16 protein-coding genes and 1 tRNA gene are annotated in these 14,685 nt (G+C 70.1%); 9 read left to right on the plus strand and 8 right to left on the minus strand.

Annotated elements, in window-relative coordinates; all coding sequences use genetic code 11:
- The first annotated feature begins 92 nt into the window (after positions 1-92).
- From cmtR to HKD39_RS07020, 5 genes are read left to right on the plus strand one after another with little or no spacing between them, the layout of a single operon-like run.
- On the plus strand, positions 93-452 hold the full coding sequence (cmtR, locus tag HKD39_RS07000; RefSeq protein WP_077350333.1) for a Cd(II)/Pb(II)-sensing metalloregulatory transcriptional regulator CmtR: 360 nt from the start codon (positions 93-95) through the stop codon (positions 450-452).
- The gene (locus HKD39_RS07005; protein ID WP_171199147.1) at positions 449-2,362 is read left to right on the plus strand and encodes a heavy metal translocating P-type ATPase; all 1,914 of its coding nucleotides are present in this window, start codon (positions 449-451) and stop codon (positions 2,360-2,362) included. Before cmtR ends, HKD39_RS07005 begins: the two co-directional genes overlap by 4 nt.
- Entirely contained in the window at positions 2,359-2,913 is a 555-nt protein-coding gene (gene lspA, locus HKD39_RS07010; protein WP_138572848.1) for a signal peptidase II, read from the plus strand. Before HKD39_RS07005 ends, lspA begins: the two co-directional genes overlap by 4 nt.
- Positions 2,910-3,236, plus strand: a complete 327-nt coding sequence (locus HKD39_RS07015) for a hypothetical protein (RefSeq protein WP_077350327.1) — start codon at positions 2,910-2,912, stop codon at positions 3,234-3,236. Before lspA ends, HKD39_RS07015 begins: the two co-directional genes overlap by 4 nt.
- A gap of 21 nt (positions 3,237-3,257) precedes the next feature.
- Positions 3,258-4,118, plus strand: a complete 861-nt coding sequence (locus tag HKD39_RS07020) for an LLM class flavin-dependent oxidoreductase (RefSeq protein ID WP_171199148.1) — start codon at positions 3,258-3,260, stop codon at positions 4,116-4,118.
- Positions 4,119-4,310: 192 nt separating this feature from the next.
- Here the strand turns inward: HKD39_RS07020 and HKD39_RS07025 are convergent, their stop codons facing one another.
- Both HKD39_RS07025 and HKD39_RS07030 read right to left on the minus strand, forming a co-directional pair.
- A complete protein-coding gene (locus HKD39_RS07025; protein WP_171199149.1) occupies positions 4,311-4,847 on the minus strand; it encodes a P-loop nucleotide/nucleoside kinase family protein in 537 nt (178 codons plus the stop codon).
- A gap of 93 nt (positions 4,848-4,940) precedes the next feature.
- Complete coding sequence (locus HKD39_RS07030; RefSeq protein ID WP_171199150.1) at positions 4,941-5,597, minus strand: TIGR03086 family metal-binding protein; 657 nt, start codon at positions 5,595-5,597, stop codon at positions 4,941-4,943.
- A 209-nt stretch (positions 5,598-5,806) separates the two neighbouring features.
- Between HKD39_RS07030 and HKD39_RS07035 the strand changes: the two genes are divergently transcribed.
- Both HKD39_RS07035 and HKD39_RS07040 read left to right on the plus strand, forming a co-directional pair.
- Positions 5,807-6,781, plus strand: coding sequence for a helix-turn-helix transcriptional regulator (locus HKD39_RS07035; protein ID WP_171199151.1), 975 nt, complete (start codon positions 5,807-5,809; stop codon positions 6,779-6,781).
- Between the two features lie 9 nt (positions 6,782-6,790).
- Positions 6,791-7,912: an alpha-hydroxy-acid oxidizing protein gene (locus HKD39_RS07040; protein WP_171199152.1), complete on the plus strand. Its 1,122-nt coding sequence runs from the start codon at positions 6,791-6,793 to the stop codon at positions 7,910-7,912.
- Here the strand turns inward: HKD39_RS07040 and HKD39_RS07045 are convergent.
- The 4 genes from HKD39_RS07045 to HKD39_RS07060 form a co-directional block, all read right to left on the minus strand.
- On the minus strand, positions 7,824-8,747 hold the full coding sequence (locus HKD39_RS07045; RefSeq protein ID WP_171199153.1) for a cytochrome c biogenesis CcdA family protein: 924 nt from the start codon (positions 8,745-8,747) through the stop codon (positions 7,824-7,826). The genes HKD39_RS07040 and HKD39_RS07045 overlap by 89 nt on opposite strands.
- A gap of 42 nt (positions 8,748-8,789) precedes the next feature.
- The gene (locus tag HKD39_RS07050) at positions 8,790-9,773 is read right to left on the minus strand and encodes a DsbA family protein (RefSeq protein ID WP_171199154.1); all 984 of its coding nucleotides are present in this window, start codon (positions 9,771-9,773) and stop codon (positions 8,790-8,792) included.
- On the minus strand, positions 9,770-10,717 hold the full coding sequence (locus HKD39_RS07055; RefSeq protein WP_171199155.1) for a GntR family transcriptional regulator: 948 nt from the start codon (positions 10,715-10,717) through the stop codon (positions 9,770-9,772). The genes HKD39_RS07050 and HKD39_RS07055 overlap by 4 nt, the downstream gene beginning before the upstream one ends.
- Positions 10,718-10,884: 167 nt before the next feature.
- Positions 10,885-11,445 (minus strand): NADPH-dependent FMN reductase, encoded by a 561-nt coding sequence (locus HKD39_RS07060; protein ID WP_171199156.1) that lies wholly within the window; start codon positions 11,443-11,445, stop codon positions 10,885-10,887.
- 228 nt (positions 11,446-11,673) lie between these two features.
- On the opposite strand from HKD39_RS07060, the gene HKD39_RS07065 reads away from it, so the two are divergent.
- Positions 11,674-13,035, plus strand: a complete 1,362-nt coding sequence (locus tag HKD39_RS07065) for a DUF4032 domain-containing protein (RefSeq protein WP_171199429.1) — start codon at positions 11,674-11,676, stop codon at positions 13,033-13,035.
- A 19-nt stretch (positions 13,036-13,054) separates the two neighbouring features.
- On the opposite strand, the gene HKD39_RS07070 is transcribed toward HKD39_RS07065, so the two are convergent.
- Together HKD39_RS07070 and HKD39_RS07075 are read right to left on the minus strand one after the other, a co-directional pair.
- Positions 13,055-13,127 (minus strand) — tRNA-Thr (locus HKD39_RS07070).
- Between the two features lie 39 nt (positions 13,128-13,166).
- A complete protein-coding gene (locus HKD39_RS07075; RefSeq protein ID WP_171199157.1) occupies positions 13,167-13,889 on the minus strand; it encodes a helix-turn-helix domain-containing protein in 723 nt (240 codons plus the stop codon).
- 119 nt (positions 13,890-14,008) lie between these two features.
- Between HKD39_RS07075 and HKD39_RS07080 the strand changes: the two genes are divergently transcribed.
- Positions 14,009-14,581, plus strand: coding sequence for a peptide deformylase (locus tag HKD39_RS07080; RefSeq protein WP_171199158.1), 573 nt, complete (start codon positions 14,009-14,011; stop codon positions 14,579-14,581).
- The last annotated feature ends 104 nt before the right edge of the window (positions 14,582-14,685 follow it).

The raw sequence follows: 14,685 nt of genomic DNA on the forward strand, positions 1-14,685 counted from the left end.
GCGACCAGGGTTCCCGAGGGCAAGCGCGCGGAGCGCGTGCGGCAGCCCTGGCGAGTCGACAATAAGTCAGCCAACACTGTATAGTTCAGTGCATGCTGACTGTTGCTTCTCGTCTCGACGTCATGAACCGGCTCGGCCGGGCCATGGCGGACCCGACGCGCTCCCGGATTCTGATGACCCTGCTCGACGGCCCGAGCTACCCGGCCGTGCTCTCGCGCGAGCTGGAGCTGACTCGCTCGAACGTCTCCAACCACCTGACCTGTCTGCGCGACTGCGGCATCGTCGTCGCCGAGCCGGAGGGGCGGCAGACGCGCTACGAGATCGCCGACCCGCATCTGGCGGCGGCGCTCACCGCACTGGTGGACGTGACGCTCGCTGTCGACGAGCACGCGCCCTGCGTGGACTCTTCGTGCACAGTGCCGGGTTGCTGCGGGACGGGGGCGGGCGAGTGAGCGCGGCGTGCGGCTGCGAGCACGACGAGCCTGAGACCACTTCGGGAGAGGAAGCCGAGGAGGCGGCGCGTCCCTGGTGGCGGGACCGCGGGATCATGGTCCCGGTCTTCTCCGGCGTCGCGTTCCTGACCGGCCTGGTGCTGGAGTGGGCGGGGCTGGAGGTCCCGGCGCTGGTGCTGTTCTGGATCGGTCTGCTGTTGGGCGCGTCGACCTTCACCCCGGGCGCGATCCGGAAGCTGTTCAAGGGCAAGCTCGGCATCGGCCTGCTGATGACGATCAGCGCGGTCGGCGCGGTGATCCTCGGGTATGTCGAGGAGGCCGCCGCCCTGGCGTTCCTGTACTCGATCGCTGAGGCGCTGGAGGACAAGGCCATGGACCGTGCCCGCGGCGGGCTGCGGGCGCTGCTCAAGCTCGTCCCGGAGACCGCGACCATCCGCCGCGACGGAGCATCGGTCGAGGTCCCGGCGAAGGACCTGGCTGTCGGTCAGCTGATGCTGGTGCGGCCGGGTGAGCGGATCGCGACCGACGGCATCGTCCGCACGGGACGCTCCAGCCTGGATACGTCCGCGATCACTGGCGAGTCGATCCCGGTCGAAGTCGAACCCGGCGACACCGTCTCCGCGGGCGCGATCAACACCGCTGGGGCGCTCGAGGTCGAGACGACCGCGGCGGGCACCGACAACTCGCTGACCACGATCGTCGACCTGGTGGAGAAGGCGCAGGCAGAGAAGGGCGACCGCGCCCGCCTCGCCGACCGCATCGCCCGGCCCCTCGTCCCGGGCGTGCTGATCCTCGCCGCCCTCGTCGCGATCATCGGGTCGCTGCTCGGCGACCCGGAGCTGTGGATCACCCGCGCCCTCGTCGTGCTCGTGGCGGCATCTCCCTGCGCGCTGGCGATCTCGGTGCCGCTGACCGTGGTGGCCGCGATCGGGTCGGCGAGCAAGTTCGGCGTGATCATCAAGTCCGGGGCCGTGTTCGAACGGTTCGGCGTGATCCGCCACGTCGCCGTCGACAAGACCGGCACCCTGACCCGCAACGAGCCCGCCGTCACCGCCGTCCTCACCGCCGAGGGCGTGACCGAGAAGCAGGCGCTGGCCTGGGCCGCCGCGCTCGAGCAGCACAGCACCCACCCCCTTGCGGCCGCGATCACCGCCGCGGCCCCCGGGGCCCCCGCGGCTGACGGTGTGACCGAGCAGGCCGGGCACGGCATCGAGGGAACCCTCGACGGTGCGCGGATCACGGTCGGCAGCCCGCGCTGGCTCGACGCCGGGACGCTCGGCGAGCAGGTTGCTGGGCTGGAGGAGCAGGGCATGACGGTCGTGATCGTGCACCGCGACGGCACGCCGGTCGCCGCGATTGGCGTCCGCGACGAGCTGCGTCCCGAGGTCCCCGAGGTCGTCCGCACCCTCGCCGCACAGGGCATCGGGGTCACCATGCTCACCGGCGACAATGCTCGCACCGCCCGCGCCCTCGCCGCCCAAGCCGGGATCGGCGACGTGCGTGCCGAGCTGCGCCCGGAGGACAAGGCCGCCGCGATCGCAGAACTCGGCGAGAAGGGGGCTGTGGCGATGATCGGCGACGGCATCAACGACGCTCCCGCCCTCGCCGCTGCCGACATCGGCATCGCGATGGGCGCGACCGGCTCGGATGCCGCGATTGAGTCCGCCGACGTCGCGTTCACCGGCCACGACCTGCGCCTGCTGCCGCGTGCGTTCGACCACGCCCGCCGCGGACGGCACATCATCAACCAGAACATCATCCTTTCGCTGCTGATCATCACCGCCCTGCTCCCGCTCGCCCTCTTCGGCGTCCTGGGGCTCGCGGCCGTGGTGCTCGTGCACGAGATCGCCGAGGTCGTCGTGATCCTCAACGGCCTGCGGGCTGCCCGGACCCCGAAGAGCGCCGCGTGACTGCGCAGGACGCCGTTGTCGTCGAGTCGACGGGCGGGGCATCCACGAGGAGCAGGCAGGCGCTCGTCGTCGCCCTCGTCGTCGCGGCGCTCGCTCTGGCGATCGATCAAGGCTCGAAGGTCCTCGCCGCGGCGCAGCTGACCCAGGGCGAGCGGATCCCGCTGGTCGGCGACCTGTTCGGGCTGTCGCTGGTCTACAACCCCGGAGCCGCGTTCTCGATCGGTTCCGGGGCCACCTGGATCTTCGCGATCAGCGGCCTCCTCGCCGCCGTGGCGGTGGTCGTGTTTGCCGCACGGATGCGCGGGGCGCGGTGGGGCGTCGCGCTGGGGCTGGTCCTCGGCGGCGCGGTCGGCAACCTCGTCGACCGGCTCGTGAACTCGCCCGCGTTCGGGCAGGGGCACGTCACGGACTTCCTCGCCTACGGCGACCTGTTCGTCGGGAACGTCGCCGACGTCTTCGTCGTCGCCGGTGTCGGCCTGGTATGTCTGAACCTCCTCACGCAGACCCCTCGCACGACAGCTGAGGGTGAACGAACGGAAGAAGCTTCATGAAGGTGGAACTGCTGCACATCGCCGACTGCCCGAACACGGGAATCGCCGAAGCCAACGCACGGGCAGCGCTGGACGCTCTCGGACTCGGGGCCGTGCCTGTCGAGCTGGTGACGATCGGGACCGAGGCCGAAGCGGCGAACACTGGGTTCGGAGGCTCGCCTACGATTCTCGTCGACGGCATCGACCTGTTCCCGACAACACTCGTTCACTCACTGGCGTGCCGTGTCTATGTGGCTGAGAACGGGTTCGCCGGCGCACCGGCGGCAACACAGATCGATGAGGCGTTGCGCGACCGCATGCAAGGCGGCGAGAGCGACCGATAAGGCGAGTGTTGCAACCGCGACATGCGCTACGAGAACCCGCTGCAGCTGGCCGAGGAGGCCGCCGCACTGGACATCATCGCCGACGGCAGGGTGGCGCTGGGCGTCAGCCGTGGATCACCCGAACCGGCACTGCGCGGCTACGAGGCCTTCGGTTACACCGGGTCGAAGGACCCGCGCGGCGCCGATCTGGCCCGCGACAAGTTCGACCTGTTCATGCGGGCGGTGGACGGCGACGACGTTGCCGACGCCGACCCGAACCAGTACGGACCGGGCGTCCGGCTGCCGATCGAGCCGCATTCGGCGGGACTGCGCGAGCACATCTGGTGGGGATCGGCGACCAGGGATTCGGCCAAGTGGACCGGCGAGATGGGCGTCAACCTGATGTCGTCCACGCTGCTCACCGAGGACGCCGGCGTGCCGTTCCACCAGCTGCAGGCGCAGCAGATCGAGACCTTCCGCAAGGCCTGGAAGGACGCCGGGCATCCGGGCGATCCGCGCGCGTCGGTCAGCCGCAGCATCTTCCCGATCATGGACGCCACCGACGCGGCCTACTTCGGCATCCGCCGCGGCGGGATGGACGCCCACGACACCGTCGGCATCATCGACGGCTACCGCTCGACGTTCGGCAAAACCTATGCGGCGGAACCGGATCAGCTGATCGAGCAGCTCAAGGCCGACGACGCGGTGATGAGCGCCGACACCGTCATGCTCACCATCCCGAACCAGCTCGGCCCCGAGTACAACCTGCACATCCTCGAGTCGTTCGCCAAGCACGTCGCGCCGGCGCTGGGCTGGCAGCCGAACACCGACGGTCCCGTCACCGGCTACCCGATCGACCAGGCCATCGCGGCCGGAGCAGACACCGTCAGCACCGTAGGCTGACGCCGCTCGCGATTCATCACCTGGTGCAACAGTGGGCGATGTCCGGGTCACCATCCCGGATATCGCCCACTGTTGTTGTCTCTGATGAATGTTGCGGTGAAGGTGCCGATGGACGCGGCGCATCCCTGCCGCCGCGTCGTGGCGTCGGCCGCACGGCCAACTCAGCTCACCGTTTCAGCCGAGCTCACCGCCTCAGCCGAGCTCAGCGATCCGGGCGAGCAGGGACGCCACGTCCACGGGCTGGCCGGTGTCCACCACCAGCACCCGCCAACCCCCGGCGAGGGGTCGCAGTTGGCGCTCGGCGTAGAGCTCGCCGGGACGCCGCTGGGCGTCGAAATGGCCAGGGTGTCGATCGGTGCGCTGTTGATACCGTTGCCAGGCAACCTCTTTCGGCACTCGGCAGAACAGCTCCACCACCGACTCCGGGGCGCCGGGCAACGCCAGCAACTCGGCGACGGCGTAGTCCGCGGGCCAGGCATTCTCCAGCACCGCCGCCGGAGCCTGCCGAGCCACGGCCAAGATCACCTGAGCGGCGGCCCGGCCCAGCCGACTGGACTGCGCCACCGAGTCCACCGGCAGCTGGTCCATCAACGTCTCCTTGACCACATCCTTACTCAGCAGCACCCGGCCGGTCCGATCGGCGAGTTCGGTTGCCAGCGTTGACTTTCCGGACCCAGGCGGCCCGGACACCACCAGGTAGCGCGGCAGCTGCGGCGGGGGGTCGGCCATCCCTGCATCTTGCCGCAGGTGATCCGGCGCACGGGCGATCCGGCCCGCAGATGATCCGCGGGTGATGCTGCCGCAGGGCCGGTTCCGAGGCGGTCAGCGACTGCTGCGGCCGAGGAAGTTGGCCAGCCGCTCGGTGGGGCCGGCGTCGGCGGCGGGCTCGACGCGCGGCCCGAACGGCACCTCGGGCAGCAGCCGTACCTCGTCGGGCAGCATGCCCTGGTAGCTGCGCAGAGCCAGCTCGGCCAGCGCCGGATCAGCCTCCGCCGGTTGACCGGTGGCGACGGCGAGATCCCAGCCGTGGGCGACGTTTTCGGCGACGTAGCCTGCCACCGCGGCGAACCCCGGGACGGTCCCCCACGGCAGTTGGTAACTGGCCGTCAGCGCGTCGTCGCCGGACCAAGCCCGCTGCGTGCGCGCCGCCGCAGCGCGGAACGCCGCGGCCACCGTTGCGCCGTCTTCGGGGAGCGGCAAGCTGGTCGGCGAGCCTTCGATCGAGCCGGTCTCGGCAACCACCGCGATGCGGTTCTGCACCGCCAGCAGGTGTTCCAGCAGCTGTCGCACGGTGAACTCGGTGCACGGCGTCGGATTGTCCAGCTGCTGCTGGTCGATGCCGTCGATCAACCGCGCCACCCACTGTTGCGCGGCCGCGAGCTCGGCCCGCTGGTCGACCGGTGCCGTTTCAGAATCGGTGCCAGTACCGGGATGGGAACCGGAACCGGGACGGGGGTCGGAGCTGGACGTCGGGGACATCGGCATTCCTTTCGTTGCGGTGTATCCATCGGGGTGTTCCGCCCGGTGCTTCCGATGCGACCCTCCAGCGGCACTTGAAGCGGTCGTTGCGTTGGCGAGTTCCGATGCAGGTCACTGGTGCCCGATGGCGCCGCGCGGTGCGGCTGGCTTTCACCCTGCAACCCAATATCTGCCAGCTTGTGACAGGTATTTGCGCAAGAATCCTTGCCATGCGCGCAGATCGGCTGTTGTCGGAGGTGGCGCTGCTGCGCACCCACGGCCGGCTCAGCGCAGCCGAGCTGGCCAGACGCGTGGAGGCGTCACCCCGAACCGTGATGCGCGACATGGAAGCGTTGTCGGCGGCCGGGGTGCCGGTGTACGCCGAACGCGGCCGCACCGGCGGGTTCTCGTTGCTGCCCGGCTATCGGCCGCCGGCCGAAGACCTCACCGCGGACGAGGCCAAGGCCTTGTTCGTGGCCGGTGGCGCCGGCGTCGCGGACGCACTCGGCATGGGGTCGTCCTTCGCCAGCGCCCTGCGCAAACTCACCGCGGGCCTTCCCGATCGGCAGGCCGGGGCGGTCGGCGAGATCGCCTCACGCATCGTCATCGACCCGACGGGTTGGGGTGGCGCGGCCGCGCCGCCGCCGCTGCTGTCGACCGTGTTGGACGCGGTGCTGAGCGACCGCCGGCTGCTGATCGGCTACCGCTCGCCGTCCAGTGGCACCGCGGGACACCGCACCGTCGATCCGTGGGGGCTGGTGTTGGCCGGGACGGCCTGGTACCTGCTCGGCGCCCATCGCGGCCGGCCGCGCAGCTACCGGTTGACCAGGATGACGTCGGCGCGCCGCATCGATCAGCCGTGCCGCAAACCGGCCAACCTCGATCTGCTGGCGCAGTGGCGCGACCGGCAAGCGGTGTGGCGGGCGGCCAGGCCGGGGCATCGGATCACCGTGCGGGTGGTGGCGAAACAGAGCGACCCGCTGGTGCAACTGCTCGGCATCGCGCTGGTCGCGCCGCCGCGAGTGGCTCCGGACGGCGACGGTCACGACCTGGTCACCGCGCAGGTCTCCACCCTGCGCGGCGCCGTCGGGGTGATGCTGGGGTTCGGCGACTGGCTGGAGGTGTTGGAGCCTCCCGAACTGCGGGAGCTGATGCGCAGCACGGCCGAAACGGTCAGCCGCACCTATCGACGCCGCGGCTCCTAGCATGACGGGGTGAGCACACCGTGGCAGCCGGCCGGCCTGAGCGAGGTCTTCGCCGAGGCGCAGCGCAACGCCGAGCCGGACGCCTGGGCGTATTACCAGGCGATGGCCGGCGATCCGATGGCCCCGGCCGCCACCGACACCGAACGCGCGGCCTGGGATCGCTATCTGCTGCGCCCGCGCTACCTGCGTGGGCTGCCTGACATCGACACCGCCATCACCTTCCGCAACAGCACCGGCGCCGGTGCCGGCACCGAGATCACCCTCCCCACACCGGTTTTCGTCGCGCCCACCGCCGCGCACGGACTGGTCCATCCGGACGGCGAGGTCGCCACCCACCGCGGCGCCGGCGACGCGCTGTACATCTACTCGAACTCGGCCACCCGCACCCCTGCCGAGGTGGGCGCGGCCGCCGCCGGCCCGTGGTGGGCGCAGCAGTACCTGCTCACCGACCGCGGCCGCAGCCGGCAGTTCCTCGACGAGGTGCGCGAGGCCGGCGCCGGTGCCATCGTGCTGACCTGCGACTTCGGCGGCCGGATCGGCTGGTCCCGGTTCCGGTCGGTGGTGCAGTCGCGCCTGGTCACCGACTCCGGTGCCTATCCCGACCTCGGCTGGCACCGGATGAGCCGCCAGGTGGAGCAGGCACTGGCTCCCGACGACATCGCCTGGGTGGCCGACAACAGCGGACTCCCGGTGTGGGCCAAGGGATTGCTGCACCCCGGCGATGCCCGCAATGCGGTCGCCGCGGGCGCCGCCGGGGTGATGGTCTCCAACCACGGCCGCCGCCAGTTGGACGGGGTGATGGCAGCGGTCGATGCGCTCCCCGCGGTGCTGGACACGGTCGGCGCCGACGTACCCGTTTTGGTAGACGGTGGGGTGCGCAGCGGCGCGGATGTGGTGCGCGCCTTGGCCTTGGGCGCCGCAGCGGTCGGCATCGGCCGGCCAGCACTATGGGGATTGGCCGCGCGCGGCGCCGACGGGGTGCGGGCGGTGCTCGACCTGCTCACCGACGAGTTCGCCACCGCGCTGGCATCCAGCGGTGCCGCTACGGCCGCGCAATTGACCCGGGATCTGTTGGTACCGGCGCCTTCTCCCCTTCCGACTCCGCTTCCGGCTCCGCTTCGGGGGCACTGACCGAGCGGCGGCCGCGCCGGGAGATCACCAGCACCCTGATCAGCAGGCCCGCCAACACCAGCGCCGCGACGATCCACCACACCAACGCGTCGCTGAGGCCACGGCTCACCCGCTGCACCACTGCCTGCCACTGGAACTGGGTGTCGACGCTGCTGAACCCGCCGAGGTTCGCGGTGCCATCGGTGAGCACGAACAACGTCCCGATGCCGACAAACAGCAGCCCACTGATCAGGCTGGTGGTGTGCGTGGTGATCGGCCCGAGCCGAAGTTGCCTGCCGCGCAGCCATTTTCGCTCGCGCAGCTGCAGTCGATCCCACAGCAGCGCGAGCGTAAGCAGCGGCACCGTCATGCCCAGCGCGTAAACAGCCATCAGCAGCCCGCCGTAGCCAGGATCGGCGCCGGTGGCGGCAATGGTGAGCACGCTGCCGATCAACGGACCCGAGCAGAACCCGGCCAACCCGTACAGGGCACCGAGAGCGAGCACCGACAGCGACGACCCGAGCCGCAGCCGGCCGAGCCAACGCCCGGCCGCGTCCAGCCGGAAGCCCCAGCCGAGCATGGTCGCAACGCCCAGCGCGATGATCACGAAGCCGCCGATCGTCGTCACCGTGGTGCGGTAGCGGGTCAGCGCGGCGCCAACGGCGCCGACGCCGGCCCCGAGCGGCACCAGCACCAGCGCCATGCCGAGGTAGAACACCGCGGTGCGCGCCACCAACGTTCCGGTACGGGTGAAGGCGTACGAGAGGAACGACGGCAACAACAGCGCCGCGCACGGGCTGATCAACGCCAGCAGACCACCGAGAAACGCGCCGGCCACACCGATCTGCGGTGTCATCGCTGCTCGGTCATCGCTGCTGGCTCAACTCTTTCGGAGTCGCTACTTGAGGGTCTGGACGGTGTCGATCAGCCGGGTGAACTCGGCCAGCGGCTGCGAACCGACCAACGGGTAGCCGTTGATGATGAACGCCGGGGTGGACGGCACGCCGATCTGGTTGGCGGCATCCAGCTCCGCCATCACGTCCTTGCGGGTGCCGGCATCGGCGAGGCCGGCCCGGAAGGCCGAAAGATCTTTGACGCCAGCGGTTGTCGCATACCGCACCAGTGCGTCGTCGGTCAGGTCGGGGTGCCCGGTCTTCGGGGCATCGGCGTAGACCGCCGAAGTGAACTCCCAGAACCGGCCCTGTTCGCCGGCCGCCCGCCCGGCCATCGCGGCCTTGATCGACTGCTCGCCGAAGATCGGTGCGTCCCGCCACTCGATGCGCAAAGTGCCTGGGGTGACGTATTTGTCGACCAGCTTCTGCTCGGTGTCGCGGCTGAACTGCGCGCAGAACGGGCAGCGGTAGTCGGAGTACATCACCATCACGACGGGCGCGTCCCGCTTGCCGAGCGCGCGCGGATCGTCCGGCTGCCGACGGGCCAGGTCGCCGAACGGCCCGATCTTCGGCGCCTTGCTCGCCGCGGTGCTCGCGGCCACCGGCGTCGATCCGGCGACGCCAGCCTCCGGCGCGTCACCCAACGACACCCCCGCCTGGTCGGTCGCTGAATCGCCCGCCGAAGTGTCGGCGGAGCTCACCGCCGATCCGAGCGCGCCGGAGCCGTTCGTCACGGCCGAACCGGGCGCTGCTTCCGACCCGCCGGCCGCGCCAGGTGTGGCCGAAACCGCAGGCGGGGCAGTCGATCTCACCGGCGCCGCGCTTCCGGCGCTTCCCACACCCGCTGTGTTGGCCTGGCGAGAAGAGTTCGAACTGTCGGTGGCGGCCGGCCGGACCAGCAGGTAGATCCCGAGCCCGATCACCACGGCGGCCACCACCGCGATCACGCCCCAATCGCGCGCGGAGACGGTCGTGCGTCGGGCGCTCATGCCGACGTCTCCGCAGCCGCGGCCGGTACCGGATCGGGAGCCAGGTCCGGCACCGGCTCGGGCGCTGCCGCGCCGACACCGCTTTCCACCGGGGTGAACTGGTACCGGTGCTGGGTGAATCGCGCCGTCAGGCTGAACCGGTCGGCGCGGATCAGGGTGTGCCGCCACTCGACGGGCCGCTGCGCCGAGCAGCCGAGCCGGTCGATCGACAGCCCGGCGACGTCGGCGCCGCAGGCCAGCAACCGGCGGTGCTCCTGGCTCAGCACCGCGGCCGAGATCTCTTCGCTACCGCCGGTCAGCCGCACCCCGCAGGCCAACCAGAGTTGGTTGTACAGCGAGGTTCTGGAGAAGTCGAGCTGCAGCAACGGCCGGGCGACCGCGGCCGGCAACCACACCCGATCGAGCGCCAACGGCGCCTCGTCCAGCAGCCGGATGCGTTCCAGATACACCAGTTCGGCGTCCTCCGGCAGCTCCAGCCTGGCGGCCGCCGCCGGATCGCGGCGGGCGTCCAGCGTGAGCACTCGGCTGCGCTGGGTGTGACCCTGCGACTCGACCGACGCGAACAGGCTGTACAGCGCACCCAGCGGTTGCCTGATCTGATCCGGCGCGGCCAGCTGGGGGTGCCGTCCCCGACTCGCGGTGACGGTGCCGTCGGCGCGCAGCTCGCGCAGCGCCTCCCTGACGGTGTGCCGACTCACCCCGAACTGCTCGGCCAGCGCCAGCTCGCCGGGAAAGGCGTCATCGAAGTCGCCGGCGAGCACGCGGTCCCGCAGATGGTCGCGCAGCCGGGCCCACAGCGGGCCGGCCCCAGGCGGAATCGACGGCGCCGACGTGGGCAGCGGCGCTTGCGTTGTGGGGTCAGCGGGCGGCGGGGCCGGAAGCGGGGCGGCGGCCAGCGGTTCGGCGGGCAGCGGTTCGGGCGGCAGGGCGGCGGCGATCGTCATCAGCTCCGGGAATGTACGGACATTTGCCCGTCACGGTACCGAGAGATCGGCTGCAGTTCCAGACCTACCCGGATGTCCCGGAACTACCCCGATGTCCCGGAACTACCCTGCTCCCGGAATCCCCTTGTCCCGGAATCCCGTTGTCCCGGAATCCAGATGTGCCGCAATCAGGAGGCGGGAACCAGGTCCTTGCCCAGCGCCGGGCCGGCGGCGGTGAGCTGCTCGCGGTAGGGCGCGACCACCGCGGCCGGGTCGGCCAGCCGCCAGTCGACGTAGGCGTCCCGCGGGATGGTGATCTCGACGTTGTCGGCCGCCATGCGCATCTTGACGAACTCGGTGACGGCGCGCAGCTGGGCGCCCCCCATACCGCCGCCGAAGGCGCCGTAGCTGACGATCAGCGCGGGCTTGGCCTGCCACTCGACGTACAGATAGTCGATGGCGTTCTTCAGCCCGGCCGGGTAGCCGGAGTTGTACTGCGGCGTCAGGAAGACGACCGCCTCGGCGTCCTTGACCAGCTCGCTCCAGGCCTTGGTGTGCTCGTGCGCATAGTCGATGCTGGCGCCGGCCATCACCGGCTCGTTCAGCAGCGGGAGGTCGAGTTCGGCCAGGTCGACGACCCGCACCGGCAGCCCGGCGCCCTCGCTCAACAGCGGGGCGATCTGCTCGGCGAGCTGGTCGCCGACGCGGACCGGCCGGGTACTTCCGACCACCAACAGGATGTGGGCCATACGAATCCTCTTCTTTCAGGTTCTGCTCAGGACGTTTCAGCTGCGCTGGACACGTTTCAGCTGCGCTGGACGCCACTCGGACGGGGTGCTCGTTCGCGATCCGTGCGCCGGCCGCGGTCAGCGGGCCGCCCGGCCACGCCGCCGAGTTGCTTGAAGGATCAAGAGTTCACAATGTGAACTATTTGCCGGGTATTCCACCCGTAGCTCCCCTAGGCTGGTTCGGTGCGGATGCAATTCGCGGCGGGACCGGATCCCACGGACCTGTTGACGCTCCCCTGGTCCACCCCGCTGGAGGACTGGCCGCGGGACAAGCTGGTGAGCCTGCCCCGCGGCATCTCCCGGCACGTGGTCCGGTTCGTTCGCATCGGCGGCATCGTCTACGCCGTCAAGGAGATCGACACCGACCTCGCCCAGCGCGAGTTCGACCTGCTGCGCGCCCTGGCGAAGACCGGGGTGCCGGTGGTGGAGGCGGTCGGCGTCGTGGCCGGGCGCACCACTCCGGACGGTGAGCCGCTGAACGCCGCGTTGGTCACCAAGCACCTGCGCTTCTCGTTGCCTTACCGAGCACTGTTCTCCCGCCGGCTGGACCCCGACCTGGAGAACAAGCTGCTCGACGCGCTGGCCGAGCTGCTGGTCCGGCTGCACCTCGTCGGCTTCTACTGGGGCGATTGCTCGCTGTCCAACACGTTGTTCCGCCGCGACGCCGGCGCTCTCGCCGCCTATCTGGTTGACGCCGAGACCGGGTCCATTCGCCCCACGCTGTCCGACGGACAACGGTTGGGAGACTTGGACATTGCCGAGACCAACCTGGCCGGGGAGCTGCTCGATCTGCAGATGTCAGGGCTGCTGCCGGAATCGGTGGACCCGGTCGAGACCGCCCAGTCGGTGGTCACCCGCTACAACAACCTGTGGCGCGAACTCACTGCGCCGCAACAACTCGGCGACGACGAGTGGTGGCAGGTGGAGCGAAAGATCCGTCGGCTCAACGAGTTGGGCTACGACGTCGGGCAGATTCAGATCAATGAGGACGGCGAGAACGGTGGCCAGCAGTATCTGCAGACGCAGGTGGTGGAGGCCGGTCACCATCGCCGCCGGTTGATGCAACTGACCGGACTCGACGTGCAGGAGAATCAGGCGCGGCGGATCCTCAACGACCTCGACACCTTCCGCGGCCAGGCCGTGATGCCGGACACCGACGTCGACGAACTGACGGTCGCGCACCACTGGCTGACCGACGTGTTCGAGCCCGTCATCGAGGCGATCCCGCCGGAGCTCAGCAACAAGCTGGAGCCCGCGGAGATTTTCCACGAGGTGCTCGAGCACCGCTGGTTCCTGTCCGAGGCGGCCGGTCGCGAGGTGTCGATGGCCGACGCCACCCGCTCGTACATCGACAACGTGCTGCCCTACCGTCCCGAGGAGGCGGCGCTGCTCGACCCGGCGCTGATGGGCATCGGCTCGGTCGACGACGTGCCGGACGATCAGGACACCACCGCGCCGAAGACCGTCGGCGGGTTCGCGGCCGCGCAGGCCCAACCGGCGGCCAACAACCCCACCGACAACGGCAGCGGGCCTGCGAGCGGCAACCCGTAATTGCTGGATGGTGAAGCGGAGCCACCAGACGGACTCGAACCGTCAACCTTCGCTTTACAAGAGCGCTGCGCTACCGATTGCGCCATGGTGGCCGGCCACGCCGAACCTGCGCCCGGCGGCCAGCACCAAGACTAACGGCCGGGACGCCGCGCGAATTGCGGTGTGTGACGCGCGGGATCCCGCAGGCCGGACAGTTCGGCCGACGGCCGCGGCATCCGCGCCCCGGCACCGCCGGCCCCAGCTCCACCGGCACCGGCGCCGCCGACACCCGAACCGCCGACACCAGCGCCACCGGCGGCGGATCTGACAGCCGACCCGGGGGCCCGCGAGCCGGCCGCGGTACGTTCCGCCTCGCCCGCCGAGCCGGCGACGGCCAGATCGATGAGGCGGGCCCTGCACTCGGGCACCGTCATCCCCATCAGGTGCGCGAGCGCCTTCAACGCGCCCTCGCCGAGACTTTCGGTGACGCCGTCCACCGCGCCCTCCGGGTGCCGGATGGAGAACCAGCGGCGCACCGGCGCCAGCACCTCGTCGGTGGTGGCGAGCACGTCGGCCACCCGTAACGAGATGGTGGCCCGGCCGCTGAGCTGACCGGCCGGCACGATCGACCGCTCCGCCGCGGCGATCAGCGCTCCGCAGTCTTCGCCGAGCGCCCTGGCGATCACCCAGAACACGTCGACTCGCAGCGAGCGGTGCCCGGTCTCGTAGTTGGCCAGCGCGGCCTTCGACACCAGTCCATTGGTGCGGGTGGCGACTTGCGCCTGGGTAAGACTCTGGCGGCGGCGAGACTCACGCAATTGCGCACAGAGCGCTGCGGCGAATCCAGCCTGCTGATCGGCGTCCAGCGGCGGCACGGGCTCACATCCATCCGACGGGGTAACAGAGCGGCAATTCGATAGGCAGGAACATTACACCAAATAGGTGAGACGCTCTCGGGAGGATCACTCTCAGTGACCCATCTTATGCTGCTGACATGACCGTGCGCCCGATCGTGATCTACGGCGAACCCGTGCTGCATCGCGCCACCACCCCGGTGACCGTGTTCGATGACGAGCTCAAGCAATTCGTCGACGATCTGTTCGAAACCAACACAGCGGCACACGGAGCCGGACTGGCGGCGAACCAGGTGGGTGACGACCGCAGGGTGTTCATCTACGACTGCCCGGACGACGAGGGCGTCCGCCACAAGGGCTACGTCGTCAACCCTGTGCTGCAGACCAGCGAGATCCCGGAGACCATGCCCGATCCCGACAACGATTGGGAGGGTTGCCTTTCCGTCCCGGGAGAGAACTACCCGACCGGCCGGGCCAGCTGGGCCAAGGTGACCGGCGTCGACGCCGACAACAACCCGATCGAGGTGGAAGGCACCGGCTACTTCGCCCGCTGCCTGCAGCACGAGACCGATCATCTCGACGGGTTCGTGTACCTGGACCGCCTGGTCGGCAGGTACGCCAGGGCCGCCAAGAAGATGGTCAAGGCCAACGGCTGGACGGTGCCGGGCAACAGCTGGCTCCCCGGTTCGGTGCCCGACCCGTTCGGGCACTGAGCGCCTCGTTCGGTCCAACGGCCGGCTCGCTCCCGTCGCCGGAGGGACCCTCGCCCGACTGCCCACCAACGGTGCTCAGCCCCCGCGATCACTAGACTCGGCAG

This window comes from Nakamurella aerolata, assembly GCF_013002705.1.
Classification (GTDB): domain Bacteria; phylum Actinomycetota; class Actinomycetes; order Mycobacteriales; family Nakamurellaceae; genus Nakamurella; species Nakamurella aerolata.